At 66.5% G+C, this 24,859-nt stretch carries 17 protein-coding genes; 6 read left to right on the forward strand and 11 right to left on the reverse strand.

Features of this window, described 5'->3' with window-relative positions; all coding sequences use genetic code 11:
- Positions 1-446 precede the first annotated feature (446 nt).
- Complete coding sequence (locus tag OG776_RS00005) at positions 447-2,933, forward strand: DEAD/DEAH box helicase (protein ID WP_329326628.1); 2,487 nt, start codon at positions 447-449, stop codon at positions 2,931-2,933.
- Between the two features lie 326 nt (positions 2,934-3,259).
- On the opposite strand, the gene OG776_RS00010 is transcribed toward OG776_RS00005, so the two are convergent.
- Complete coding sequence (locus OG776_RS00010) at positions 3,260-3,709, reverse strand: nuclear transport factor 2 family protein (RefSeq protein WP_443077150.1); 450 nt, start codon at positions 3,707-3,709, stop codon at positions 3,260-3,262.
- Between the two features lie 243 nt (positions 3,710-3,952).
- Here OG776_RS00010 and OG776_RS00015 point away from each other — a divergent pair, with 243 nt between their 5' ends.
- A complete protein-coding gene (locus OG776_RS00015) occupies positions 3,953-4,942 on the forward strand; it encodes a phosphotransferase family protein (RefSeq protein ID WP_329317954.1) in 990 nt (329 codons plus the stop codon).
- Between the two features lie 605 nt (positions 4,943-5,547).
- Here OG776_RS00015 and OG776_RS00020 read toward each other — a convergent pair.
- Both OG776_RS00020 and OG776_RS00025 read right to left on the reverse strand, forming a co-directional pair.
- The gene (locus OG776_RS00020; protein WP_329317956.1) at positions 5,548-6,750 is read right to left on the reverse strand and encodes an IS110 family transposase; all 1,203 of its coding nucleotides are present in this window, start codon (positions 6,748-6,750) and stop codon (positions 5,548-5,550) included.
- Between the two features lie 403 nt (positions 6,751-7,153).
- Complete coding sequence (locus tag OG776_RS00025) at positions 7,154-8,545, reverse strand: replication-relaxation family protein (protein WP_329317958.1); 1,392 nt, start codon at positions 8,543-8,545, stop codon at positions 7,154-7,156.
- 670 nt (positions 8,546-9,215) lie between these two features.
- On the opposite strand from OG776_RS00025, the gene OG776_RS00030 reads away from it, so the two are divergent.
- The 3 genes from OG776_RS00030 (at position 9,216) to OG776_RS00040 (ending at position 12,806) form a co-directional block, all read left to right on the forward strand.
- Positions 9,216-10,493: an MFS transporter gene (locus OG776_RS00030; protein ID WP_329317960.1), complete on the forward strand. Its 1,278-nt coding sequence runs from the start codon at positions 9,216-9,218 to the stop codon at positions 10,491-10,493.
- Positions 10,494-10,870: 377 nt separating this feature from the next.
- Positions 10,871-12,199, forward strand: coding sequence for a HEAT repeat domain-containing protein (locus tag OG776_RS00035; RefSeq protein ID WP_148014803.1), 1,329 nt, complete (start codon positions 10,871-10,873; stop codon positions 12,197-12,199).
- A gap of 157 nt (positions 12,200-12,356) precedes the next feature.
- A complete protein-coding gene (locus tag OG776_RS00040; protein ID WP_148014802.1) occupies positions 12,357-12,806 on the forward strand; it encodes a DUF6233 domain-containing protein in 450 nt (149 codons plus the stop codon).
- Between the two features lie 402 nt (positions 12,807-13,208).
- Here the strand turns inward: OG776_RS00040 and OG776_RS00045 are convergent, their stop codons facing one another.
- On the reverse strand, positions 13,209-13,679 hold the full coding sequence (locus tag OG776_RS00045; RefSeq protein ID WP_148014801.1) for a hypothetical protein: 471 nt from the start codon (positions 13,677-13,679) through the stop codon (positions 13,209-13,211).
- A gap of 194 nt (positions 13,680-13,873) precedes the next feature.
- Positions 13,874-14,827: a phosphotransferase family protein gene (locus OG776_RS00050; RefSeq protein WP_329317963.1), complete on the reverse strand. Its 954-nt coding sequence runs from the start codon at positions 14,825-14,827 to the stop codon at positions 13,874-13,876.
- Positions 14,828-15,031: 204 nt separating this feature from the next.
- On the opposite strand from OG776_RS00050, the gene OG776_RS00055 reads away from it, so the two are divergent.
- Positions 15,032-15,412: an Imm32 family immunity protein gene (locus OG776_RS00055; RefSeq protein WP_148007351.1), complete on the forward strand. Its 381-nt coding sequence runs from the start codon at positions 15,032-15,034 to the stop codon at positions 15,410-15,412.
- Here OG776_RS00055 and OG776_RS00060 read toward each other — a convergent pair.
- The 6 genes from OG776_RS00060 to OG776_RS00085 form a co-directional block, all read right to left on the reverse strand.
- Positions 15,402-16,301 carry an IS5 family transposase gene (locus tag OG776_RS00060; RefSeq protein WP_443077151.1) on the reverse strand — a complete coding sequence of 300 codons (900 nt, stop codon included), beginning with the start codon at positions 16,299-16,301 and terminating at the stop codon, positions 15,402-15,404. The genes OG776_RS00055 and OG776_RS00060 overlap by 11 nt on opposite strands.
- A 268-nt stretch (positions 16,302-16,569) precedes the next feature.
- Positions 16,570-17,106 carry a hypothetical protein gene (locus OG776_RS00065; protein WP_261994374.1) on the reverse strand — a complete coding sequence of 179 codons (537 nt, stop codon included), beginning with the start codon at positions 17,104-17,106 and terminating at the stop codon, positions 16,570-16,572.
- A gap of 322 nt (positions 17,107-17,428) precedes the next feature.
- Positions 17,429-17,797 carry a DUF6193 family natural product biosynthesis protein gene (locus OG776_RS00070; protein WP_222723766.1) on the reverse strand — a complete coding sequence of 123 codons (369 nt, stop codon included), beginning with the start codon at positions 17,795-17,797 and terminating at the stop codon, positions 17,429-17,431.
- A 67-nt stretch (positions 17,798-17,864) separates the two neighbouring features.
- A complete protein-coding gene (locus tag OG776_RS00075; protein ID WP_148007349.1) occupies positions 17,865-23,192 on the reverse strand; it encodes an RHS repeat-associated core domain-containing protein in 5,328 nt (1,775 codons plus the stop codon).
- 1,105 nt (positions 23,193-24,297) lie between these two features.
- Positions 24,298-24,510, reverse strand: a complete 213-nt coding sequence (locus OG776_RS00080; RefSeq protein ID WP_148007348.1) for a hypothetical protein — start codon at positions 24,508-24,510, stop codon at positions 24,298-24,300.
- 194 nt (positions 24,511-24,704) lie between these two features.
- Positions 24,705-24,857, reverse strand: coding sequence for a hypothetical protein (locus OG776_RS00085; RefSeq protein WP_187285477.1), 153 nt, complete (start codon positions 24,855-24,857; stop codon positions 24,705-24,707).
- Positions 24,858-24,859: the final 2 nt, after the last annotated feature.

The following is a 24,859-nucleotide window of genomic DNA, read 5'->3' on the forward strand; positions in this document are numbered from 1 at the left end:
CCCGCAGACACGACGCGGTGCCGCTACGCGGCACTTCCCGCGCTCCGCGCGAAGCCGGAACCCGTTCCGTCTGGCCGTATCGCTCCGCGATACGGCACGTCCGGTCCTCCCGGACCGGACTCCGTACCGGCCTGCTCCGCAGTCCGGTACGGGACCTGACGGACCCTCCGGGCCCGCCAGGGAAAGACGCAGCAGTAGGGGGAGGTGGGGTGTGGCCTGTCGGTCGGAATCGGTCATCCTCGAAGGACTCCACTCGGTTCCGGCCAACTCGCGTGCGTCACTTCTCAGGCTGGCTTGGTTCTGGGATGATAGCTGAGTACCGCTCGCCCCTTGATGCCTCGATTGATGCCTCGATAGCGAAAGTCGTCATTCGGAGACTGGGTGAATTCTGGAATCAGAGGCAGTCACCATTCCGCACCTTCGAGCATTGGACTCTCGTGAATCAGATGGAATTGCGTCCACATCAGGCCGAAGCGGTCGATAATATTGCTCGCATTCTCGGAATTCCTCCCGGGGGGCGTATCCCTCCGGACGGTCTGCGAACGCAGGTAATTGCCGCCACTGGCTCCGGGAAAACCCTGATCGGCGCGGAGGCCGCGCACCGCCTTTCTGCCCGCCGTGTACTGGTGTTGGTGCCCACTCTGGACCTGCTGACGCAGATGGCCGGCGCATGGCGCCGTGCAGGTCGGTCCGGAGCGATGATCGGTGTCTGCTCGCTGCGTACCGAGGACAGCCAAGGGTTGCCGTGCACGACGGACCCGGACGAACTGGTGGCGTGGATGGCCGGGTTGGAGACGGTCACCGTGTTCGCGACGTACGCGTCCGTCGGCCTGGGCATCCTCCAGCGCGCACACGCGGCCGGCCTCCCAGTGTGGAGCCTCATGGTCGTAGACGAGGCGCACCGTACGAGTGGTGACGGTCTCAAGCCGTGGGCGGCCGTTCACGACCAGGCGCAGCTCCCGGCGGAGCGTCGGCTGTACATGACGGCCACAGCCCGGGTGTGGGAGGCGGAGGGCGAGCGGCCGCGGCTGGTGGCGTCGATGGAGGACGGTTCGCCAGTCTTCGGGCCGGTGGCGTACATGTTGACGTTGTCGGAGGCGATCAGCCGGGGCATCGTGGCGCCCTACCAGGTCCTGTGCCTGGACATCCGTGACCCTGATTTGTATGCGGCGTTGACCAGCGATGACACCGGATCGGATGCCGTGCGTGGGGCACGGCTGGCTGCTGTACAGACGGGGTTGATGCACGCGGCCGTGGAGGAGCGGTTCCGACGGGTCCTCAGCTTCCACAGCCGGGTCGGCGAGGCCGAAGCGATGGCCGCGTCGGTCCCGCTGGTCGCAGCCCGGCTCGCGGCAGAAGAGCCGGACGTGTACCCGCCCGCAGAGCAGGTGTGGGCGGACTGGCTGTATGGCGAACACACGCCCGGGCACCGCCGGAATGTGCTGGAAGAATTCGCCTCCGATTACCTCGGAGGCCCCGAATTCAAGGGCCAGAATATGCGTGCCGAGTTTCGTGTTCTGTCGTCCGTGAGGGTTCTTGGCGAAGGTGTCGATACTGCCGAGTGTGACGCCGTTCTATTTTCGGATGCTCGCGGGTCGATGGTCGATATCGTGCAGATGGTAGGGCGCGCCCTACGTCTGCATCCGGGGCGCGGGAAACTGGCCTCTCTGGTGGTGCCCGTTTTCCTCGGACCGGACGAAGATCCGAATGAATTGCTCACCTCGGATGCTTACAGCACCCTCAGCAAGGTCCTCGGAGCCCTCCGAGCGCATGACGCAGACACGATCGAGGCGCTCGCGGACCCCCGCCTGCGCAACAGCCGTCCGACACTCGAACAGGGTTCTGAGGACGCCGAGTTGGGCCCCGAGGATGGAGACCTGGACGACGTCGACGCGGAGGTGGTGCGGGTGTCGTCGCGGGCTGCGGGAGTGCTGCGGTTCACCGAGGAACGCGACCCGGCGGCCTTGACCCGGTTCGTGCAGCTGCGGGTCATCGATCCCGAGGGCGCCTACTGGCGGCGTGGGATCGAGGCCGCCACGCGGTGGCTGCGGGAGTCGGGGAGCAGCGAGTTGCGGGTGCCGTTCACGTACGTCACGCCGGAGGACTGGGGAGCGGTCGGGTCGCATCCGCTGGGGGCGTGGATCGCGGACCAGCGGCGCTACTACGCCGCGGGGACGCTGGAGGCCTCGCGGGTGGCGGAGCTGGAGAGGCTGGGCATGGTGTGGTCGGTGCACGCCTCCGCGTGGGACGCCGGCCTGGACGTCGCCCGCTCCTATGCGGCTGTGCACGGGCACTTCCTGCCCGCCGCCTCGGTGGTGTGGGAGTCGTTCCCGCTGGGGGTGTGGGCCAAGAATCAGCGTGCAGCGGCCAGGAAGGCGGTGGAGAACGCCGAACGGCGCCTCGCGGGAGAGACGGGCCTCTCGTATGCCGGAGAGTTGTCCGAGAGCCGTATGGAGGCTCTCGCGGAGGTGGATCCGGGGTGGTGCCCGGCGTGGGAGATCGGATGGCAGCGCAGCTACCGCCTCGCTCTCGCCCACGTCCGCGCCGGAGGTCAACTCCCGGGTGTGGGCGGGGAGCTGGTCGTCCAGGGCGAGGACCTCGGAGCCTGGATCGTCACGCAGCGGACCGGGTGGGAGCGCCTGATGCCCGCACAGCAGTTCCTGCTCGAATCCATCGGCATCGAAGCACCGGCCGACGACGAGACGCTCGAACCGGCCCGGCGCACCCAGGACGACCGGTGGGCCGCCAACATCGCCGCGGCTCGGGCGTTCCACGCCCGCGAGGGCCACCTGCGGGTGCCGAGGAAGACGGTAGAGGACGTCGCGGGCGAGCAGGTCAAACTCGGAGCGTTCCTCGACAACACCCGCCGCAGAGCCGCCAAGCTGAGCGAACAGCGCCGCGCGGAACTCGATGAGCTCGGCATGCGCTGGTAGAGCCTGGGACTGGTCGGTCGACGGTTGTGGCGGACTTGATGGCGCTTCCTGAAAACGGCCACCCCCTGCTCGGGGGTGACCCCACAGGCGAATTCGTCCGTCATCTGCTCACCGAGAGCAAGCGAACGCCATTTCCGGCCGCCGAGATCGAGCGGGCCTTCGGCAGAAAATCGCCGTCGGGACGTCTCGAGACGGGTGGTGTGCCGGGGGCCCGAGGCGGCGTCGCAGTTGTTCGGTGCAGCGGTAGACGAAGTCGAGCGAAACCTCAGCGGTCTGGGCAAGGCCACGGAAGAAGATGGACTGTAAGCCAGCTTGCCCCCCCGCGGTCACGACTGGTCGGGGTGGCTGAGACGCACCGTCTCTGCGCCGAATGGTAGGCGCGTGACCCGGCTGGCGAGGAGCCAAGTGTCCTCGACCTTCCGGAATGTGTCCTCATAGTGACCCACGTTCGCAGGGAGCCTCGGGGGCACCATGCCATCGGTATAGCCGTCGACCCGGTAAGTGGCGAAGTAAGAGGTGGCGGTGGCCGCCCACGCGGAATTTACCGTGACCAGGATGTTCGTAGACATACGACGCGACAGCCGGTCCACGGGCCGCGAACCGAAGTAGCTGCGGAGCGCCTCACGCCCCTCCACTCTCCGGCCGCCATGAGGCCACTCCCACACCCCGTCCGGGGTGAAGAGGTCCGCAACACTGCTCGGATCTCCCAGGTCAAGGCGGCGCACAAACTCGACGATCAGACGCCCGCAGGCCCGCTCGGCGAAGAGACGTTCCATCGAGTCAAAAGCTTCAGTTGACATCATCAATTGCTACCAGCCCTCCATGAGGCACCGCCATGGCATTTTGGCTCTTGATTCTCCCGGCCCGCGAACACGAGACACACGCACCAAGTAGGTCACCCCCGCACTCGCCGCGGCCGTCACCGACGGATCCGGGAACAGGCCGCCCAGCCTGGGGAAGCGCCGCTCGGAGGTCCAGAGCTGGTGCTACCGTCCGATCATGCTTCGGGCGGAGGGTTGATGGAGAGCATCACAAAGAACCGGCAGACCGCTGCGGCCCTTCGCACCATGGTCACCCGCGCCTACGGTCCCCACGAGGTGTGCGACGCGGACGAGGACTGGTTCAGCGAACTGAGTCACGGCTGGTTCAACGTGGCCTACCGGATCCGGCTGCGCTCCGGCACAGACGTCGTTTTGAAAATCGCGCCGCCGCCGGACGTCGAAGTCATGACCTACGAACGTGGCGCCATGGCCACCGAGCTGCAGGCACTGCGGCTGATCCGGGAGCACACCGAAGTCCCGGTGCCCACTGTGCACTTCACCGACCGGACCCACGAGGTCTGCGACGCCGACTACTTCTTCATGTCGTACGTCGACGCGGACAACCTCAACGTCATCAGCGACACCCTGGCCAAGACGGAACTCGACGCCTACGACGAGGCGCTCGGCGCGATCACGCGGCAGCTCAACGCCATCCCCGGCACCGCCTTCGGCCCGCTGGCCGGACCAGGCGAGAACACGTGGCGTGCGGCCTTCCTGCGGATGGTCGAGGAACTGCTGGACGACGGCGAGCGACGGGCCGTCGTCCTCCCCCACGGCTACCACGCCGTCCGCCACGCCGTCTCAGCACACGCCGATGCACTGGACGAGGTGACCGAGTCCCGGTTCGTCGAGTGGGATCTGTGGCCAGGCAACTGCATGGTGCGCGACGGCCGGATCGTGGCGATCCTCGACCACGAGCGGGCCTTCTACGGTGACCCACTGATGGAGTTCGGCTTCGCCGGGAGCGAACCGGGCGCGTTCGGAGACTCCACAGCCTTCCTCAGGGGTTACGGCCACCAGCCGCTGACCCACACACAGCTGACCCGCCGGCGGCTGTACAACCTCCACCTCGCCCTGATCCAGATCATCGAGACCGAGTACCGGGCCCACACCGGCACAGAGCAGTACGACTGGGCATGCAAACGACTGCGAGAAGCCATGTCACTGCTCGCCACGCCGGCACGCTGACGGCCCGGTCCGTACCCGACGCGGCCAAACCTCAGTGCCCCATCCCCCCCGGTCCCGGGGCGGCGTCACGTCGGAAGCGACTCGTGAACAGACAGGACGGACGGGACTGCCAGGCCCACTCGGGTGCGGGGACACCGTGCGCGGCCTGCTCGGGGGGGCTGAGGCCGCGCACGGCGAGGGGTGCCGTGTGCAGTGCAGGACCGGCACCCAGCAGCATCGTGACACGGTCCGCAGAGCGTGCTGTGTTCGACGGGGCGACTGAATGACGGCCGGTTTCGGCGGCTCTGATGGTCGTGGAGGGGGATTATCCCTCCCGGCCGTGACTCTATGATCCATTCCCCCGTTGGCACAGCAGCGCCTGACCACCTCCCCACGAATGGCGCACCAACCGGGTCCCGGTGCCGGAACCCACCCCGCGGCCCGGCTCACGAGCTTCAAGCGGCCTGGAGGCCGTGCGCAGCCCTCCAGAGCGGACGACGACGGGCTGCGCACGGCCAGAATGATTATGTCCTGGCGGCCGGCGAGGGGTTCGGCCACCGCATCGCCCGGACGGCAAGGGACGCCGTGCGCAGCCGCCGGCGGGGGGGGTGCCTCTATGTCTTTGGTCAAGCGAGGCGTGGGGTTCTGGGTTCGTAGAAGGTGCCGTCGCGGAGCATGGCGAAGAGCACGTTGATGCGTTGTCGGGCGAGCCGGAGGAGGGCTTGCGTGTGGGTCTTTCCTCTGGTGCGGCATTTGTCGTAGTAGGTGCGGGAGGCGGGATCGTGCAGAGCGGCGAACGCGGACAGGAACATCGCGCGTTTGAGCTGCCGGTTGCCGCCTCTGGGCGCGTGTTCGCCGTGGATCGAGGTCCCCGACGACTTTGTTGTCGGGGCGAGGCCGGCGTAGGAGGCCAGATGGGCGGCGGTGGGGAAGCTGGTTCCGTCGCCGACGGTGACCAGCAATGCAGCGGCGGTCCTGACGCCGACGCCGGGCAGCGACGTCAGGACCTTGGAAAGAGGGTGATCCTCCAGCAGGGCTGTGATCTGGGCTTGTGCCGCCCGTCTTTGTTCGTGAACGGCGCCGAGCGAGCGGGCCAGGGATGGGATCACGATGTCGAGGGTGCCGGTGCCCGGGACCACGACGGTCTGCTCGTCGAGTGCGTCGAAGACGTCGTCGATCAGGCGTGTCGCCATGCGCGGGGCCTTGGGCCGGATCACTTCAACAAGCTTGCGTCGCCCAGCTTTCCGCAGGGCCGCCGGAGATCCGTAGCGTTCCAGCAGCCAGGTCACGGCGCTGTGGTCCAGGCGTGGGCCGAGGACCCGCTCGAGGCTGGGGTGGAACTGGGTGAGCAGGCCGCGGATCCTGTTGGATGTGCGGGTGGCCTCGGCGGCGAGGTCCTGGTCGAAGCCGACGAGCACGGTCAGCTCGGCTGTGATCTCGTCGGTGAGTTCCAGCGAGCGCAGGGTGTGCGGCATGGTGCGGGCCGCGTCCGCAATCACCGCGGCGTCCTTCGCGTCGGTTTTCGCCTCGCCGGGGTAGAGGTCGGCGATCCGCCGCATGGCCAGGCCGGGCAGATAGGCGACCTTGCAGCCGGTGTCCCGGGCGACCGTCAGCGGGAGGGCGCCGATGGAGGCGGGCTGGTCGACGATCACCAGGACGGTGCCGAACTTGGTCTTCAGCTTCTCGAAGACGTCCCGCAGCTTCGGTTCGGTGTTGGGCAGCTGCTTGTCGAAGACCTTCTTGCCGGCCGGGGTGAGCCCGTGCCCGTGGTGGGTGGTCTTGCCGACGTCCAAACCGAGGAAGACGTCTGTCTCGTCGCTGTCGTTCAAGCCGTCCTCCCGAACGGATGTCGTGTGTGCTGGCCGGGGCGTTGGCGTCGTGCGCGCATCCACGTTATGCAGACCTGCCGCCCGCGAACTGCCCGGCATTGCGCCGGACCGGACGGTGGCCGGACCTCTGATCAGCGTCTCCAACGGCGCCTCTCGGGCCCGGTGGCACCACCCCCCAGGTCATCGGTTCGACAGGGGGGAACAGCCATGCCGGGCCCGGAGGCCAGCGGCCCTCTTGCAGGACCGCGGAAAACATAACGGGGGGGGGCGAAACGACTGCGCACGGCAGATGACGCCCCCCGGGTAGTGGGGCTCCTGGATCATCGTTGTACAGGCCGCAGGGGCTTTGTGTGTGAGTGTGCTGCTCAACGGCCGTCTGCCGGCGGCCAGTTCAAGGCCCCCTTTACAGCCCGGTCGGGGGCTGGGGTGGGGTGTCCTTGTCGGGGCGGCCGAAGAGGGCTTTGAACAGCCCCATCGGGGGTTGTATGGCTGCATCGACGTCGCGACAGGATGCGCAGTTACGGCCGTCCGGCGGCGAGGCGGAAGGATCGTCAATGCCCAGCCCCCCGAGCGGGCCGCCGCAGGTCTGGCAGGGCGGGGTCGCGGGTTCGGGCTGTTCGGGCACGCGCGGCCCGTCCCAACCTTCGTTGGCAGCCGGCCGCCGCTCCTCTCGCTCCCTCGCTTCCCGGGCTTGCCGGGCTTTGTGGCGTTCCCTTTCACGGCGGCGCCAGGCGCGGACGTCGCGGGGGTTGTCGAGGGCGTCGGTGAGGGTTTCCCAGCTGCGGTGTCCGCAGCGCCACCACACCGCGGCTTGTGGGCCGGAGTCCTGGAGGCGGGTCAGGGTGGTGAACAGGACCGGGATGGCATCTTTGTAGTCGACGTAGCCGTCCGGCTCCTCACCGCCGTATCCGCCGCGCCTCTCATACTTGCCCGACCAGTGGTCGCGGGTCAGCTCCAAGACCCGGTTCATCCGGTTCTTGAGCGCTTGCTCTCCCAGCCTGGTGCCGGGGTCGAAGACCACCGCGATCGGCGGATACCCGTCGCGGCCGGTCGGCGGGTAGAAGCTCTCCCACAACGGCACGTGCTGGCCCCCGTGGGACACGGCGACGGAGTGGTCCTTCACCTGTACACGGAAGAACTCGCGGTAGCGGGCGAACTTGGCCGCCAGGACGTCGTCGGCCTCCGTGCACCGGTCCACCTCCACCAGCAGCGCGGGCAGGCCGTCCTCCGCAGCCCGCAGGACGGCGTCCGTGCGCACCGAGGCGCGGGTCCGGCTCGCGCCGGGCATGGGGTGCACGACCTCCGTCGCCCACGACGTCACCGACCCGAACCCCGCCGGAACCGGCGACGCGGCCGCCGTGCCGGATCCCGCGAGTGTCCCGGGGGTTGGGGTGGTGCGCAGGATTGGGCGGGTGGGGACGGGCTGGGTGCCGGTGAGGGCGATGACGGTTTCATTGACGGCCATCGCGTGCGGGGCCCCCGAGCGGGCCGCTCCGCGTGCGGTGCCGCCCATGTCCGCAGCAGGACGTCCGAGAGTCTCGGCTGCGGCGGTCAGGCCGAGGGTGGTCAGGCCCCACAGCTTCTGCCCGTCCCGGGCGTAGCCGTCCGACTGCGTCAGCCCGTGCTTGGCGAGATCGAGGCAGGCGTTGCGCACGCCCTTGCTGTCCTTGTGGCCGGGACAGGTCAGCCGGCGGATCTGATCCGCGCTCGCCACCTTCAGCACACCCAGCGCCGCGAGCACGTGCCCGCGCACCAAGCTGGTCGACCCGTACGGATACGTCAGCGAACCACCCACACCCCACACCCCTCCCCGCCCCCGTCTCACCGCCCACGGCGCCGACAGGCGCCACGGACCGGCCGCGCCAGGCCGGGCCGGATATGGACGGATGCGCGCAAACCCGATCGACTCAACGCCGCATCCACCCTGCCACCTGCCGCTGACATCAATCACAAGGCGGGTGGACAGGAGGATGAGGAGAGAGGGTTGTCGGGACCCACGGTCGGGCCCGGTCAAAGAGGCTGACCTGCACGAATGACTGTGAGGCTACTGCGCCTGCCGGTAGGGGAGTTGGCAGGGGGATCGGTAGGGAAGACGGCAGGGGGAACGGTCGACGCCCTACCGGATCACACCAGCAGCCACACCACCCCGACCACGACCTGCCGGCGGTGCGCGCGACCGATGCGCAGAGCGCACTCGCAGCACCGATGATCACCGGCACGCCCGTGCCCGCCGGGGCGCCACCAGGTACCCGTACAGACCTCACGCCCGCACCCGGGCAACAGCGCGGCGGCGACCCACGGTTGCCTGCCTGCCGGGTCGTACGGCTATCTCGAAAACCGGATTGCAGTCCGGCCCGCGCTCTGGCTACGGTTCGCACATGTCTGTTACGCCTCGTGTTTCTTAGCTCGGACACCAGCTTCGACGTCACCCGTGTGTCCACGAGCTGTTACGGAGCGTAACTGAATTGAATACTCTTCGCGATCCCGGCCTGTTCCGGAATCGGGACTTCTCGCTGCTACTGAGCGGCCAGTTGGTCTCTGCTGTCGGCGACCAGGCTCACTTCATGGCCTTGCCGCTGATCGTGCTGGCCCTTACCGGGTCGGCCACTCAAGCCGGGTACGTACTCGGCCTGGGCACCCTTTCCTTCCTGCTGTTCGGCCTGATTGCCGGCGCCCTGGTCGACCGGTGGGACCGTAAGGCCACCATGATCTGGTGTGAGGTTGGCCGGGCCGTACTCACCGCCGGCGTCGCCGTCGCACTCTGGCTGAACAGGCTCACCCTGCCCCAGCTGTATGCGACAGCGCTGCTTGCCGGGGTCCTGACCACTCTCTTCCAGGTGGCGAACACAGCCGCGCTGCCCAACGTGGTTGGTCCTCGACAGCTGTCCGCTGCGCTCGGCTACTCGCAGTCCGCCGCCGGCGCGGTGGGCATCTTCGGGGCCCCACTCGCCGGCGCGCTCTACGCCGTCGGCCGGACTGTGCCATTCACCCTCAACGCGGTCTCCTTCGCGGTGTCAGCGGCCTCGCTGCGCCTGATGCGCGCTCGATTCCAAGTGGACCGACAGGACGTTCGGACAACATCGCCTCTAACCACCGAGATCCGAGAAGGCATCGGCTGGCTCTGGCGCCAGCCGGTCATCCGCTTCCTCACTCTCGTCTCGGCCGCTGACAAAGTGCGCTACGGCGCCGGCTACCTGTTGATCATCACCCTCGCCCGGCAGGCGGGAGCCTCGCCACTGTGGATCGGCCTCATCTTCAGCGGCGCGGCCGTTGGCGCCATGGCGGGGGCGCTGGTCTCGGACAGGGTCACGCGCCGCTTTCCGCTGGGCCGCATCGCCGTGGTGATGCTGTGGCTGGAGGCACTGATGTTCCCGCTGTACGCTCTCGCGCCCAACCCGCTGACACTGGCAGCGGTCGCAGCCGCGGAGTCGTTGGTGGCTCCGGTCTATGCCGTGGCCATGACCACCCACCAACTGGCCATCACCCCCGATGAGCTGCGCGGCCGGGCAACGAGCGCAGTCTCCACGCTCACCACGGGAGCCTTGTCGATCGGCACGCTCGCAGGCGGCGCGCTGATCACCACGCTGGGTTCCAAGCCGCTTGTCTGGGTCTGCGGCGGATGGCTTCTCATCCTGGCCCTCCTCACCACTGCCAACCGTGCAGTGCGGCAGGCGCCACCAGCGGGCGCACTTCCACAGCGGCAGGCCACCGACACGGCCGAGACCGCCGATACGCCTGGCTGATGCCCACAGTGCGGCCACCGTTGATCGTCAGCAGGCGAAAGGACACTGACGGCTCAACGGTGGCCGCCGGCCGTACCCCTGCCTGCTCCTGGAAACCGTGGAGCCGGGAGAGCAGGTACGCGAGCGCGCCTGGAAAATGACCGAGGTCGCAGCGCTGCTACGGGACCTGCGAGTTCCTTCTCCCACGGCGGACGAACGTTCAGCAGTACGGCCCCAACCCGGGGGCGCGACAAACACATGATCCCGGCCGCCGGAACCACGCTCACCGTCCTTTGACGGGCGATCTTGACTGATTGACAGGTGAGTTTGACCGCTGGGTTCAAGGAGACAGCTCGCCTGCGGGATCGGTGTCAGCGGTCCCTGCGAGCATACGGATCATGAAGCGATCCGACGATCTCCTGGCAGGGCTGGACGACATCGACTGGGCAGCCCTGGGACATGCCTACGGCAGCGCCGAGGACGTGCCCGGCCAGCTCCGGACGGTGTGCGGGCCGGACCAGGAGGCCCGGGAGAGCGCCATCCGCAGCCTGTTCAGCAACATCTTCCACCAGGGCACCCGATACTCGGCCTCTCCGTACGCCGTGCCGTTCCTCACCCGAATCGCTGCCGCGGGCCCGGCAGGCGCCCGGGCCGACGCGCTGCTGCTGCTGACCCGTCTGGCCGTTGACTGGCACGACGAGTACGACCTCCCGCTCGGCATCGACACCGTCGCGTGGCGCGCCGCAGCCATCAGCCCCGAAGACAATCTGCGCTGGTACGACGGGCAGATCGCCGCCGAGACCGACGAGAAGCGGCTGAAGAACCTGCGCGAGGGACGGGCGTACTGTGCGGCGGGGCACCCCGTCGACGCCCGCGAGGGCGCACTGCGCTCCTATGATGCGGTCCGCGCCCAGCTTCCCGTCCTGCTCGAACTGCTCGGCAACCGGGACCCGGAAATCCGCACCAAGACCGCGTACCTCCTCGGCTGGTTCCCCGAGGAGGCCGACGCCACGCTGCTCCCATTGCTGGCCTGCCTCGACGGCGAGCGGGACCCCGTCTGCGTCGCCACGGTCCTCATCGCGGTCGGGCTGATCGCCGACCACGACCCGCACGGCCGACTCCGGCACCACCTCGACCACGAGCACCCCTTGCCGCGCTGGGCCGCCGCCACCGCCCTGACCCGTTTGCTGGCCGCACACCCGGCCACCGCGCCCGGCCTGCCGCCGGCGGAGCGCATCGCCGCCGAGCTGGCGGCCTTCGGCGCCGGGCCGGCCCCCGAGACCCCTACCGCCCACCACGCGGGCGACCTGCACAGCTACACCGTCCGCAGTCTGCTGCACCTGATGGGCGCCGCCGAGGACCCGGACGGGGTCCTCCTGGAGATCGTCCGCGCCCTGCCCCGTATCGAGGAGACCGGAGTCGTGCCCCGCCCGCTGGCCGTCCGCGTCGAGAACCTGCTGGAAGCCTTGTTCGACCCCGCGGACACCGTACCGGTGTTCGCCGAGCTCTCCCCAGGACGCCGGGAGTTGCTGAGGGTCCTGGCCGAGCTGCTGACCGCCGCGGACTTCCAGCCCGTGCCGTTCGGCTCAGACCTCCACGAGCGGTTCACCCAGTACGGCCTCCCCGGTACCCGCCCCGCCCTACGCGCCTACGTCGGACTGTCCACCGAAGGTGAAGACCCAAGCGCTCCCCTCCCCGATCCCTGGGCACCGTTCCGCAACCACTGATCCCACCACCCCTCACCAAGCACCGGCCGCTCGCCGAGACTGGGCGACAGGAACCCAGCAGCGGTCAAACGCACCTGTCAAAGGGACGAGATCACCTGTCAGAGGTCAGCGGATCCTGGCAGGCACCCACACCGACCACACGAATATAATCGAACGCATGTCCGAGCTGCCGCCTGATCCCGCCCGCCTCCGCGCGATCCTCGCCCACCTCGACAAGCAGCTCGCCGACACCGACACCATCCGCACCTACCTGCATCTGCAGCGCGAGGAAGTACAGCGCGCCCTCCACGCCGCCGCGCAGCCGGCCCGCCCACCGCGGCCGCAGCGGCAGGCACGGCCGACCCTGGCACCCGCGCCATTCCCCAGCCTCACCGAACGGCACCCCAACGGCCCCACCGGGACGGGAGACGGCTACATGCTGGAGATCAAACGCCACCCCAAAGACCCCGAGCCCGCCATCCTCCACATCGACAGCTGCACCCGGGCCACCCGGAAAACATCACCGATCACCCCAGACGAGTTCCGCGTCGCACTCCGCGACACCGAATACGTCCAGACCTGCAGCTACTGCCGGCCGGAAGACAAGCCCGACGACGCTACCGGCTGAACTTCTGCGCAGCCGTTGCGCAAACGCAGACACGCAGCGGACCAGCCACTGCGCAACCCACCTCCCGGCCCGCCCGACCACGCAACAGGCCAGCGCCGCCGGACCCGACCACAGACCCGACCCATGACCCGACCACGGCAGGTCACAGCCCTGCACTGTGCTGCGCACCGCGTGCGCACTCAGCCCGGCGAAGCGAAGCGCAACGACCGGACAGGGACAGCGCGACCGCACCGGTGTGGCCTGTGGTGAGGCCACACCACAGGCCACACCACAGAAGTAAAGACACCTCCGTGCCCCGCGGCGGACACGACCAGCTCCGAGCAGATGGGCCGGGCCCCGTACGGAGAAGGTGCTCCGTACGGGGCCCGGCCCCTCCTGATGGTTCGCGATGCAGGGGCGAGGTCAGCCGACGTGGTACACGGTGACCGTCACCGACCCGTCCGGACCGGGGATCGTGTACGCGCCGGGACCGTGGAACGGCTCGCAGCCCTGAGCGAGGACGTCATCGACGTTGATGCCCGTGTCGTCCTCACCGACGAAGGCACACACCTCGTTGATCAGGTGGTCGGCGAACCGCTGGGTGACCCCGGCCTCCGGATAGCGCGGCACGGTAGGAGTGTTGATGTCCAGGTCCGGATGCTCCCACAGGGCACTCTGCCGCAGGACGCCATCCGTCACATAGACCCGCCCGTAGGGTTCCGGCAGGTTGTTGTTGTCCTTCTCCTGCGGGTTGGAGAACTCGATCGAGTAGGTGACGAGCCCTCCGGGATACACGGCCTGAGCGGCAGGCTGCGCCTGAGCCGACCCGGCACCCGCCATGCCGGCCAGCAACACGGCCGCCGACACGAGGGCCGCCATCCGGCCCGTGGACATAAAACGCATCCCCGATCCCTTCTCGCTAAAAGTAGTCAAATGACTACGCTGTGAAGGTAGATCGAAGGAGATAGCCCCTCGGCATATGCATCCGGTAAACCACTCAGCCGTATGGACCGGAAGCTCTCCACCCACCCCGAACACGCGGGGGCGCCCACCCCTCCCAAAGCCGACCACAGCCCGACCACCGCAGGTCACGACGGTGCACAGCCCTGCGCAAGGCGGTGGTTGAGGATGGCGAGGCCAGCTGCCGCGGCGCGGTGCTGATAGGCGCGCAGTCCCGGGGTGCCGGGGGGCGCGGGTTTGCGGGCGTTGCGGTGCCAGTGGCCGGTGAGCGCGGCGAGGAATGCGGTGGTGGTGTCGGGATTGCTGGCGGTGGCGGGGTGGTCGCGGAGCAGGCGGGCGACGTCTTCGGGTGTGTGGCCGGCGAGGACGAGTTGTGGGGCGAGGGATGCGGCGTCGATGCAGGCGGGGCCGGTGGTGGCGTGTGCCCAGTCCACGAAGGTGACGCCGCGGTGGTGGTCGCGGACCATGTTGTCGGCGCGCAGGTCGCCGTGGACGATGCGGTCGCCGTGGGCGAGGGCAGGCCAGGCGGCCTCGAGTTCGGCGAGTTGCGGCAGGCGGTCCCGGGCGGAGGGGGCCAGGTCGGCCGGCGGATCGGAGAGCAGTTCGTTCCAGCCGTGCAGAGCGGCCGCTGTGGAGGGGGCTGTGCTCACCGCCGCGGCGTAGGGGGCCGAGGCGGGGCTGGAGGTGAGTTTATCCAGCAGAGCCCAGGTGTGGTCAGCGTCGCCGGAGGCCGGAGAAAGATCGGGGTGCGGGCCGTCCAGGTGCGCAATGACCACAGCCGTCCAACCATCGGCATGGTGGATGCCGAGCAGGTCCGGGGCGGGAGCGCCGGAGGGCAGCGCGTCCAGCACGGCGGCCTCGTGGACGTTGGCGGCGGTCAAGGGGTCGTCGTCAGGGGCCGCTTTGACGAAAGCCCTCCGGCCGCCGGCCAGGGTGAGCGCGGCAGCGAGTTGGTGGCCAAAGCCACCGGCGGGAGTGGCCGTGTCGGTGACGGGCGCACCCAGGGCGTCTTCGAGACAGGTACGCAGGGCGCTGGGGACGTCGGTCCATTGCAGACGGCCGCTAATGGGCGGTACAGGCATCGGGGCAACTCTCAGAGGTCCGGGAAACGGGTGGCGGGGTGATGGGGGTGCGCGCCGAGCCGGACCGCGAGTCGGGCTGAGGAGGAAGGTTCCTCAGACCGCGTTTGAGATCTGCCACAGAGCCGCAGATCCGACCGCGGCGGAAGTGCCAGCGGGGCGATCCCTCTTGGTAATCGCTACGATCGGCGGGTTGGAGGGGATGTGATGTTGCAGGTTCTGTACAGCGGGGAAACGAAAGAGCTTGAGCTCTCTGGGACGCGTCAAGGCCTCCTGGCGTTCGGGCAGCTGCTGCGGGGGCAGGCCGGAAGCTTTGACCTCTCGGAGAACCCGTGCCCCTCTCCCTACGAGAGGTCGCTGTCGGAGATCGCGTTTCGGGAGGATCCGGAGCGGGCCACCGTTTCGATCGTCACGGAAGCCCAGGTCCTGAGGATCGAGGGAGGGCGGGAAGCTCTCGACCTCCTCGCCGACAACCTTGCGGGCTTCGCCTCGGAGGCGGGTGCAAGCGATCATTGCCACGTCGACTCCCCGACATACGACTACGTCGCGCCAGAGTCGGACCCGCTGGTGATCGCGTTCATGAAGTGAGCCACGAGCCTTCGGCTGCACCGTGGTTGAGCCTGTGGGCCTCAGTGCGGGAGAGCGATCGTGGGCCTGGTCGGGTTGCCGGTCGGCCTCGGGTAAGGCGGCGGACCATGACGCCGATCATGGCCCATCGAATCATCGTCTCGGAGTGGGCCGGGCTGGTCTCGTAGTCCCGGGCGAGGCGCCGGTGGGCGGTAAGCCACGCGAAGGTGCGCTCTACCGCCCACCGCTTGGGCTGGACCTGGAAACCGCGCTGGTCAGGGGCCTTGCGGACGATCTCCAGATCGCGGCCGAGGATCTGTGCGCCCCACTCGACCAAGCGGCCGGCGAAGCCCTGGTCGGCCCAGATCTTCCGGACACCGGGATGGTCGAGCCTGGTCCACAGCAACGGCCGCTTCGCGCCATCGCGGTCCTGGACGCTCGCCGCGACGACATGGACGGCCAACAGCAGTCCGAGGGTGTCGGTGACGATGAACCGCTTGCGGCCCTTCACCTTCTTGCCCGCGTCGAATCCCCTGGTCGCAGCGGGGACGGTGTCGGCGGTGCGGATGGACTGCGAGTCGATCAGGCCTGCGCTCGGCTCCGCGTCACGGCCGTCGGCCTCGCGGACCTGACCGCGCAGGGCGTTATGGATTCGCTCCACGGTGCCGTCGTCGTGCCACCACGTGAAGTACCAGTACACCGTCGGCCACGGAGCGAAGTCCTTCGGCAACTGCCGCCAGGCACACCCCGTCCGCACCACGTAGAAGATCGCATCCATGATCCGCCGCCGCGGATGCTTCTCCCGCCGACCACCCTTCGGACCCACCCGCGCTGACGGCAGCAACGGCTCCACCAGCGCCCACTGCTCATCCGTCAAGTCCGACGGATACCCACCCCCAACACCGCTCACAGAGGATTCAACGACCGCCTTGGCAACGGGAGACGGCAGATCTCAAACACGGTCTCAGTACTCCAGCTCGACGCCGGGTGCTCGTCGCCGCATCACGCGCATTCGCCTGTGTCCTCTGAATCAGAAGTGCAAAGGGGCGCCCCTCCACTGTAGTGGTGGTGCAAAATCACGCGCTGTTGATTGGGGGCAGGTGGCGCAGGAGGGACGGTCCGATGCTGGCTAGCTCCAGTGCTCGTCGGTAGCAGTGGTCCCACGAGAGTGGTCGGTATCAGACATAAAGGAAGCTCTGCTCGTCGCCTACGCGTCTGATTCCCATACTTTCAATTGACTTTTCGCTGGTTTTACGCCGATCGAAGTCTTGAATTCCTGCCAGCCCGTCGGACGGTAGCAAGCCTTGCTTGTCGATGATCAGACGGTGGAGGGAGGTTCCGATCAAGGACGCAGCGTCATTGACGGCGGCGAGGACAAACAGGTTGTCACGCGGATCGTCAAGATGCCCCTCCGCCAGGCCAACGGCAACGAGCCCACGCCCGAGAGCCTCTACCGACCTGGTACGAACAGCTATCGATGCCATGCGCTGTCCGTAGGCGCTAAACACTGCCGCAACGTGACCGTTCACATCATCGATCGTCGTCCGCCTGATCGACTCAGGGCTGTCCATGTACGCACAAAGCGAAGCTTCAACCTGATTGTCTAGTTCATGCGGAATTCTGACTCTCAGGTACCCGTTAAAGCGCCTGTCTCCGAGGCCCGAAAAGCCTACGGCCACGGAGCCTGGTTTTTCATCATCATGCTGGCGGGACAAGGTAGTCCCCTTTCCACCGGTATCCGGCTTGGATAAGTTGCTGGACTTCCCGGGCGAAGACGGAAGGTTCCTGGCGCCCGACGTTCCAATAGCTTCCCCTCGTGGGCGTGCATCACCCGACGCGGGCTAGAGCTCGCAGCGTCAGACATCGAACGATTCCTCTCTGGGAGAGATACGGACTCTGTCTCAATGAGCTGCAGGTATGGATTCACCCCTCTACACACTATATTTCCAGTCTGTTTTCCGGTCGGATGGTAGGGATTACTCCTGCGATCCTCGATGATACGGCAGCGCCAGAAAGCGAGCACCGCACAAATAAAATTCAACCCTTCGGCGACTGCCGAGCCTTGATAAGATCAGCCGCAAACTCAACCGCCTCTTCAGGATCGCTTGTCAGAAAGAGGTACTCGTCTCCGCGATAAGGCCAGGCGAGAACGCGATACTCACCCGATGCCGCAGAAACAGCGGGAAGCTCGTCCTTGATTTCAGTAATCAAGTCTGCATCTGAAACAGTCAGCGACCACATGGAAATGGACGGGTAGAGGGCGCGAAACGTCGCGTTGCGAAATGCAGTCGAAAGCAGTTCCCACATTTCACGTGTAGCCCGACCGTTGGCCGCATGCGGCGGCCTGTACTCGTCAAGGATTACACGCCACTCCTGTTCTCGAGTTCTCGGGGGTAGCTGATCCATCCTTATTGCCCTTCGATTGCTTCTAGCGGAACAATTCGCCTTGACGACATGGTCGACCTCTTATGGGTCAACAGGGTGCAGGACCGTTGTAGAACGTGGTGATGGCACGAGCGGATTCGTGTCCACACACATATCTGAGCTCATCCGCCGTTACAGACCTTCCGGCGTATGTCGGAGCTCCGGACAGCATTTCGTCAATGTTCATGATGGCTTGCATGTTGAAGGAGATCTTTCCCTTCTTCGCGACGACAAGCTCGATCATATCGGCTACCTGCTTGGTCGTCATAGTAGCTCCGCCTGCGGGGAGTCCGAAGATCGGATCGCTGTATTGAATCGCTCCCTTTTCCCTCGCGAATGTACCCAGAATATCGCGTTCCCCTCCCCGAATGTCCCTCAGACCAAGGGCGAGGTGTGGTCCTGGCTTCTCCGATGAGGCCACAGCCGGATCACTGGAATGCGCAGCCCCTGGCCCAAAACGCGGTGGCACCGAAGGACTGGGAGAGAACTTTCCCTTTATCCAGTTGAACGCAGGGCCGAGAAGGCTGCTGCTGGCGCCACCTGCTGCTCCGAACAGTAGATCCCAAGGGCCTGTGGGGCGGCAGTGGACTTCGTTCAGGCCCCATGAGAAGGCCGCGCCGACGCCCGCGTTGACAATCGCCGATGTGGCAAGTGCGCGGCCTCCTGTGAAGCCGAGGCCGCGGGCTATGGCGTTGCCTGCACCCGGCATGAGCAGACCGGCGATGGCTCCTGTGAGAGCCCCTTCGCCACTTGCCCCAGCAAGGCCTCCCCAGGTGAATCCGCCGTGGCGATGCTGCCAGGAGTAGATACCGCCTTCGATGACAGCTCCGAAGGCGGCTCCGATACCGGCACTGACACACCAGGGGCAATTGCCTGAGGGGTCGGCTTGGTTGACCGGGTCGTTATTGGCATACACGTACAGGGAGGAGTTGGCGCTGCCGACATCGGCTGGAACGGGGTCGGTAGTGGCAAACCGACCAAGGGCGGGGGCGTAGCTGCGGGCCCTGAGAGCGAGGCGCCCTGTGAGGTACGGATCGGTGTACTGGCCGTCGAAAGCGAAGGGGCTGTTCTGGCCGTTGGTGGTGGCCGCCGTGCCTGTGGCTTCGCCCCAGGGCGAGTACTTGTAGGTGTAGGTCGCTGCACCGGTGGCATCCCGGACGGCGCTGATGGAGTCTTGCGGGTCGTGTAGGAGGTAAAAGACACCGGTGGTCTGGTTGATGGCCTGCGGGATGCCGGCCGGGTTGTAGTTGTAGTCGGCGATCAGGGCGCCGGTGCTGTTGGTGTCGGTGGCTATCTGGGCGAGCGGGTTGTTGAGGTCCCAGCGGGTGGTGCGGTCCAGGGTGCCGTTTTTGTTTGAGGTAGTGCGGTTGCCGTCGGCGTCGTAACCGAAGGTGAAGGAGTTGGCACCGATGGTGGCGGACTTGATACGGCTGGCGGCGTCATAGGCATAAGTGCCGGTGGCGTCTTTGGTTAGATTGCCGTCTGTGTCATAGGTCAGGTTTGTGGTGGTGGTTCCGACTACGCGCTTGGTCAGCTGGTCGGCTGCATCAAAGGTGTTGGTGACGGTGGTAGCACCGGTCTTTGTCGTGGAGAGGTTGCCGACCTTGTCGTAGCTGTAGACCGTTCCGCTGGTGCCTCCCAGGCAGGAGGTGGTGGCGAGGGTGTCGGTGCAGGCTTGGGTGAGGTGACCGGTGTCGTCGTATCCGTATCTGCTGGCGAGGCCGGTGGTTGTTGCGTCTTTGAACTGGTCGGAGACGATTCGGCCGTTGGGGTCGCGGGTGAGCTGGCGTGCTCCGGTGCCTTCCGAGACGGAGGCCAGATTGCCGACCCGGTCGTAGGTGCGGGACTCAGTCAGCGGTGTGGTGGTGGGCAGTTGGGCAGAGGTGAGGTTGCCCGCAGGGTCGTATCCGTAGGTGACGGTCTTGCCGCTGGTGGCCTGGGTCTTGATGCGGCCGTCTGCGTCGTACACGTAGCTGATGGCGTAGCCGTCCGGGTAGGTGCGGCTCTTGACGGTGCCGTCGCCGTTGTAGGTGTATTTGAATGGGTTGGTGGAGCCGGGTGAGGTGATCGTCAGCGGGCGGGCCTCTGCGTCATAGGTCAGAGTGCGGGTTCCTGTGCCATCGGCGACCGTCGAGATTCGCCCTGCTGCGTCGTATGTGTAGGTGACGGATGGCGTGCCGTCGGAGTAGGTGGTCTTGGACAGCAGGCCGCGTCCGTCGAAGGTGTTGCTGATGCTCTGGCTTCGGGCATTGGTGATGGTGGTGCGGTTGCCGTCCGCGTCATAGGCGTAGGACGTAGCGCGGGCCAGCGGGTCTGTGATCTTGGTGATGTGGCCGGCTTTGTCGTAGGCGTACGCGGTGGTGTGCTGATTGGCGTCGAGACGCGATGTCAGATTGCTCAGGGCGTCGTAGCCGAGCGTGGTGATGCCGCCGTCGGGTGCGGTGATCTTCGTGAGCCGGTCCAGGTCGTCGTAGCCGTAACCGGTCTTCTTACCCAGGGCATCGGTGCTTTCGGTGACGTTGCCGACAGTGTCGTACGTGTTCGACGTCTTGTTGCCCAACGGGTCGGTCTGGCCGGTGGCATTGCCTGACGCGTCGTATGAGGTGTGCCAGGTGTACTGGGCCGGGTCGGCGCCTGTCACATTGCCGCGCGGCTCCACGGTGTCGGTCAGCAGGCCGTCGGTGTTGTAGGCGTAGGTGGTCTTGTTGCCCATCGGGGAGGTCTGGGATGTGAGCCGGCCCGCAGCGTCATAGCCGTAAGTGACGGTGTTGCTGTTACGGTCCCTGACCGTGGCCACCTGGTTGTTGGCGTTGTACGTGCTGATGGTCGTCCGGTTCAGCGCATCCATGGCCCGCACGACGTTGCCCATGTCGTCGTAGCTGTAGGTCTGGACGTTGCCGAGGGGGTCGGTCACGGACTCGGGCAGGCCGTCGGCGGTGTACGTCGTGGCGGTCGTGTGGTTGAGGGGGTCTGTGACCGTCGTGTTGTTCCCGACCGCGTCGTAGCCGTACTTCCAGGTGTACTGGACAGCATCGGCACCGGCTGTGTTGCCCCGCGGAGTCGTCATGGACAACGAGCGACCGGCCTTGTCGTATGTGTAGGTCGTCCTGCTGCCGGCCGCATCGGTCGCGGACAGGAGTCGTCCCATAGCGTCGTAGGAGCGCTGAGTCGTGTTGCCGGCGGCGTCGGTCCCGCCGGTGGCACGGTTTGCCGCGTCGTACGTGGTCGACGTCGTCTTTTGCGTGGCGTCAGTGATCGACGTCGGATTGCCTACGTCGTCGTATCCGCGCGTCGTGATCCGGCCCTTCGGGTCCGTGACTTTCAGGAGCCGGTCGCCGTCGTCGTACGCGTACTTTGTGGTGAATGCTGTCGGGTCCGCGCCTGAAGCGTTGCCTCGCGCGTCGGTGCTGGTGATCACGCGTCCGGACTGATCGAAGGACTGCGTGGTTGTCGCGCCGCTCGGGGCCCTGACGGATGTCTGGTTGCCTGCCGCGTCGTACCCGTAGGTCGTCGTGTTCTGCAGGGGGTCGGTTTCCGTGGCGAGCTGCCCGGTGGAGGTATAGGTGAAGGAGGTGACGTTGGCCAGTGGATCCTTGACCGTGGCAAGGAGGTTGTCAGTGGTGTAGGTGTACGTCGTGGCGTGCACGTCAGGGTCTGTGGATTTGGACAGGTTCCCGTTCGTGTCGTAGGCGTATCTCCAGCGGGCGCCCGAGGGGTCTGTCTCCGTTGTCAGGCGGTTTGAGGTGTCATAGGCGTAGGCCGTGAAGTGACCGAGCGGGTCGGTGGCTCTGATGAGGTTCGCTGAGCCGTCGTAGCTGTAGAACGTGCGGTTTCCGAAGGGGTCGTACTGGACCAACAGGTAGTTGTGGGCGTAGACGTCGGTCCATACACCGCCGTCCGGAGCGGTGGTGTCCGTCTCTCCGCTGCGGTATGTGTAGGTCGTGCTGTTGCCGAGGGCGTCTTTCTGGGTCGCCACGCGCCCCTGAGAGTCGTAGGTGTTGCGGACGGGGTAGTGCCCCGCTGCGTCCTGGGTCGAGGCGAGGCGACCCTCGGTGTCGTAGCCGTAGCTGGTCTGTTTGCCGTCGGTCCCTGTGACGCTCGTCAGACGGCCGGCGGCGTATCCGTAGTCGACATGCCGTCCGTCGGCGAGCTGCACCCGTGAGAGCAGGTCGCCGGTGTATGTCGTCGTGGACGACCGGCCTGCCGCGTCGGTCACGGATGCCAGGTGGCCGGCCGCGTAGCGGTAGGTGACTCCCTGGCCTGAGCGGTTCTTCGATGAGGTGAGGTGTCCGCCGGAATCGAAGGTGAGTGTCTGCTTGTCCGGTGTGGTGAGGGTGTATGTCCCGTCGGTCTGCGCTTTCAGGGATGACCGGGAGGTGGAGGGCGCCGTGAACGTGCCGTCAGACTTTCTTGTGTAGGGGTACTTCGCCCCGCTCTCCGACGTGTAGGTGACGTTGCCGGCCGCGTCCTTGGTCAGCTGGGCGTCCCAGGGCAGCGTCCATCCCTGGCCGAGGGATCCGGTAGTGGTGTTGTTGGAGGAATATCGGCGGGTAAGGTCGAGTCCGCCTCCGACGGACGGCTGTTGGACGTCGGTATAAGAGCCCGAGAACGCGCCCGTGGCCGTGTTCACCGAGGCTCCGCGCTGCGCCTGCGGTTGAGCGAATGCCGTGCTCAAGGACGTGCACTCGGGGGCGCATCCGTATGTCTGATCGTTGGGAATCCCCCGAGCCAAGGTCATCAGAGTTACCACGCCACCACGGCCGCCGCCTGCGACGTCGACGACGGTCGCGAGCGCCGTGACGGAGAAGTTCCCGATGTTGGGAACCGCACCTGCACACTGTTCCGGGTCCACAGACAGCTGGAGAGTCACGACCGGGTCGCTGACCTCGGGATGGACCAGCGAATAGGCACCTGAATGGGCTGTCACGACCTGGCCCGTGTCGTAGTCGACAACATCGGAGCCGCAGCCGACTTCCCAGGTCACCTTGACCTGATGCAGTACATCAGCGAGCTTGCCGTCCGCATCGGTGGTGTAGTCGGAGTGCGTGATCTCCGCGCTTGCGAGGAGGGTTTCTCCTTCAAAGACCTGCCCGGTGAGAGGATCAGGGCCCAGAGGGCTCGCACCGACAACCGAACGGTAGGAACCCTCGGAGCCGACCACTGCCACGTAGTCCACGTCTCCGCCAGGTACAGCAGCGGCAGCGCCCTTGATACTGGCAGCCGTTCGACCGGTGCCTGCAACAGAGCGGGCCCGGGCTGCAGACTTCTTTGCCTCAGCCACCGCTTCGGCCTCGGTAAATTGCTTCCGATGAGCCTCGTGGGCCGGTGGCTTGAACCGCCCTTGGTCTACCTGCTGGTGACGCTGCTTCAGCGTCATAGGCTTCTGCGGCTTCGCAGGCCTTGGCCCGGGGACGCCAGCAGTATCCGCGCTCTCCACGCGCTGCTTTTCCGCCGGCGCCGCGGTCGCTGACCCTGCAAAGATCACAGCCCATGCGGTTACTACGCCCACAACGACCTGTCGCAACCTCGAAGAACGTGCCACGTCAGCCCCTCCGACCACGACCCACCAGGATGCGACCTAAAGCGATCACACAGTCACGGAAGGTGAAAGTACAGAATCGAACATGGGCATGTCATCTGTGTGCTCACGCGTGGCCTAGACCGGTCCATGGATGGCCAGATCCACGTACAACATGCTGAGCCCCTGAGGCCCCAAGCTCATGAGCCAGCTGTGCTCATCGCACTACGGCTTCAAGTGCGCTGGACTCCCCCTGTGCGGCTCGAACGGCATCAGGGGGCGCCATCACGCACGTCCCGTCAGAGAACGATGTCCGTACCGACAAGATCCGGCGCCGGCGTTCCCCGGCATCCCGGCGGCCGCCGTGCAACTGCCGGACGCGACCACACTGGGCGAGAAGCTGGTCGGCTGGGAGGGCAACCGGCTCGCGTTCCTACGGCTGCAGGGCCGGTTCCTCGGGATCACCCCTCAACGCAGGGTGTATCTGTTGCACTCAATGGCGGGTGCGGCTGAACCAGGCCATGCCATCCCTCTGAGCCATGAAGACGATCAGCACGACTCCGGCGGCCAGCTGCACGAGGGCTGCCATCACAGTGGCGGCGGGTGCGCTGCTGGCGGTGAGGCCGAGGGGCAAAAGTACCCACAATGCAGTGCCAGGCGCCGTAGACGATTGTTCCGATACGGAGGGCGTTGCCACCCTTGCCAAAGCGTAGAGCAAGGACGATCGCGATGACGGCGTGGACGCCAGCGCCAACCAGACCGAGACGGGCCGCTGCCACTCCGCGCGGGGTGAAGACCGCGGTGACACCGGCATCCGTGACAGTGAGGATCACGGCAGGACGCGCCCCCTCCCGGTGGTCACGATCGGGGGAGCATCCCATGCGCGCGCACGGATCGATGCGACCAGCCCCGTACCTCTCGTCGCGCGATGACGCGATGCGGATTCAGCGGACCATTCCTCTTCTCAGTGGCCTGCCTGAGTAATCCCGCTGGCGAGCTGTCCGGCCACGTTGAGGATCCCCTGTCCGAATGCTGTGGGAGCGATCAGGACGCCGAACACCAGCACGATGAGCACGGTCAACTGCTCGTCAGTACGTTTCCGCGCCTCGGTGCGACGCCGAAGCCGCAGCACGATGATCACCGCCAGGAGAACCGCCAGGTTGATCGACAGCACCATGAGAGCCCCCTTCTCCGAACGCGACTGGTCCACATGTAGCGAGCACCGACACTGGCGGCAGCTCAGACGCGGCCTGGTGGCGACAAAACACAGTAGATCGGCTTGATTCACGAGGTTGCGCCGACACCCGTTCTGACTTCTCGGGCAGTAGGGGCACCAAAGTTCTGTACGGAGCGCAATCAGCCTCAGCTGGGCTACTCGTCGTCGACGTCGCCACGGATCGCACCTCTGGCCCGGTGCCAGGCAACGAAAACCTCGCGCAGCTGGTCCAAAATGCCGCGCACGGTGAACAGGGCAACGCTCACAACACTCGCCGCAGCCAGGAACCACAGAATCAGCACATCCACTG

It is taken from the genome of Streptomyces sp. NBC_01689 (assembly GCF_036250675.1).
Taxonomy (GTDB): Bacteria; Actinomycetota; Actinomycetes; order Streptomycetales; family Streptomycetaceae; genus Streptomyces.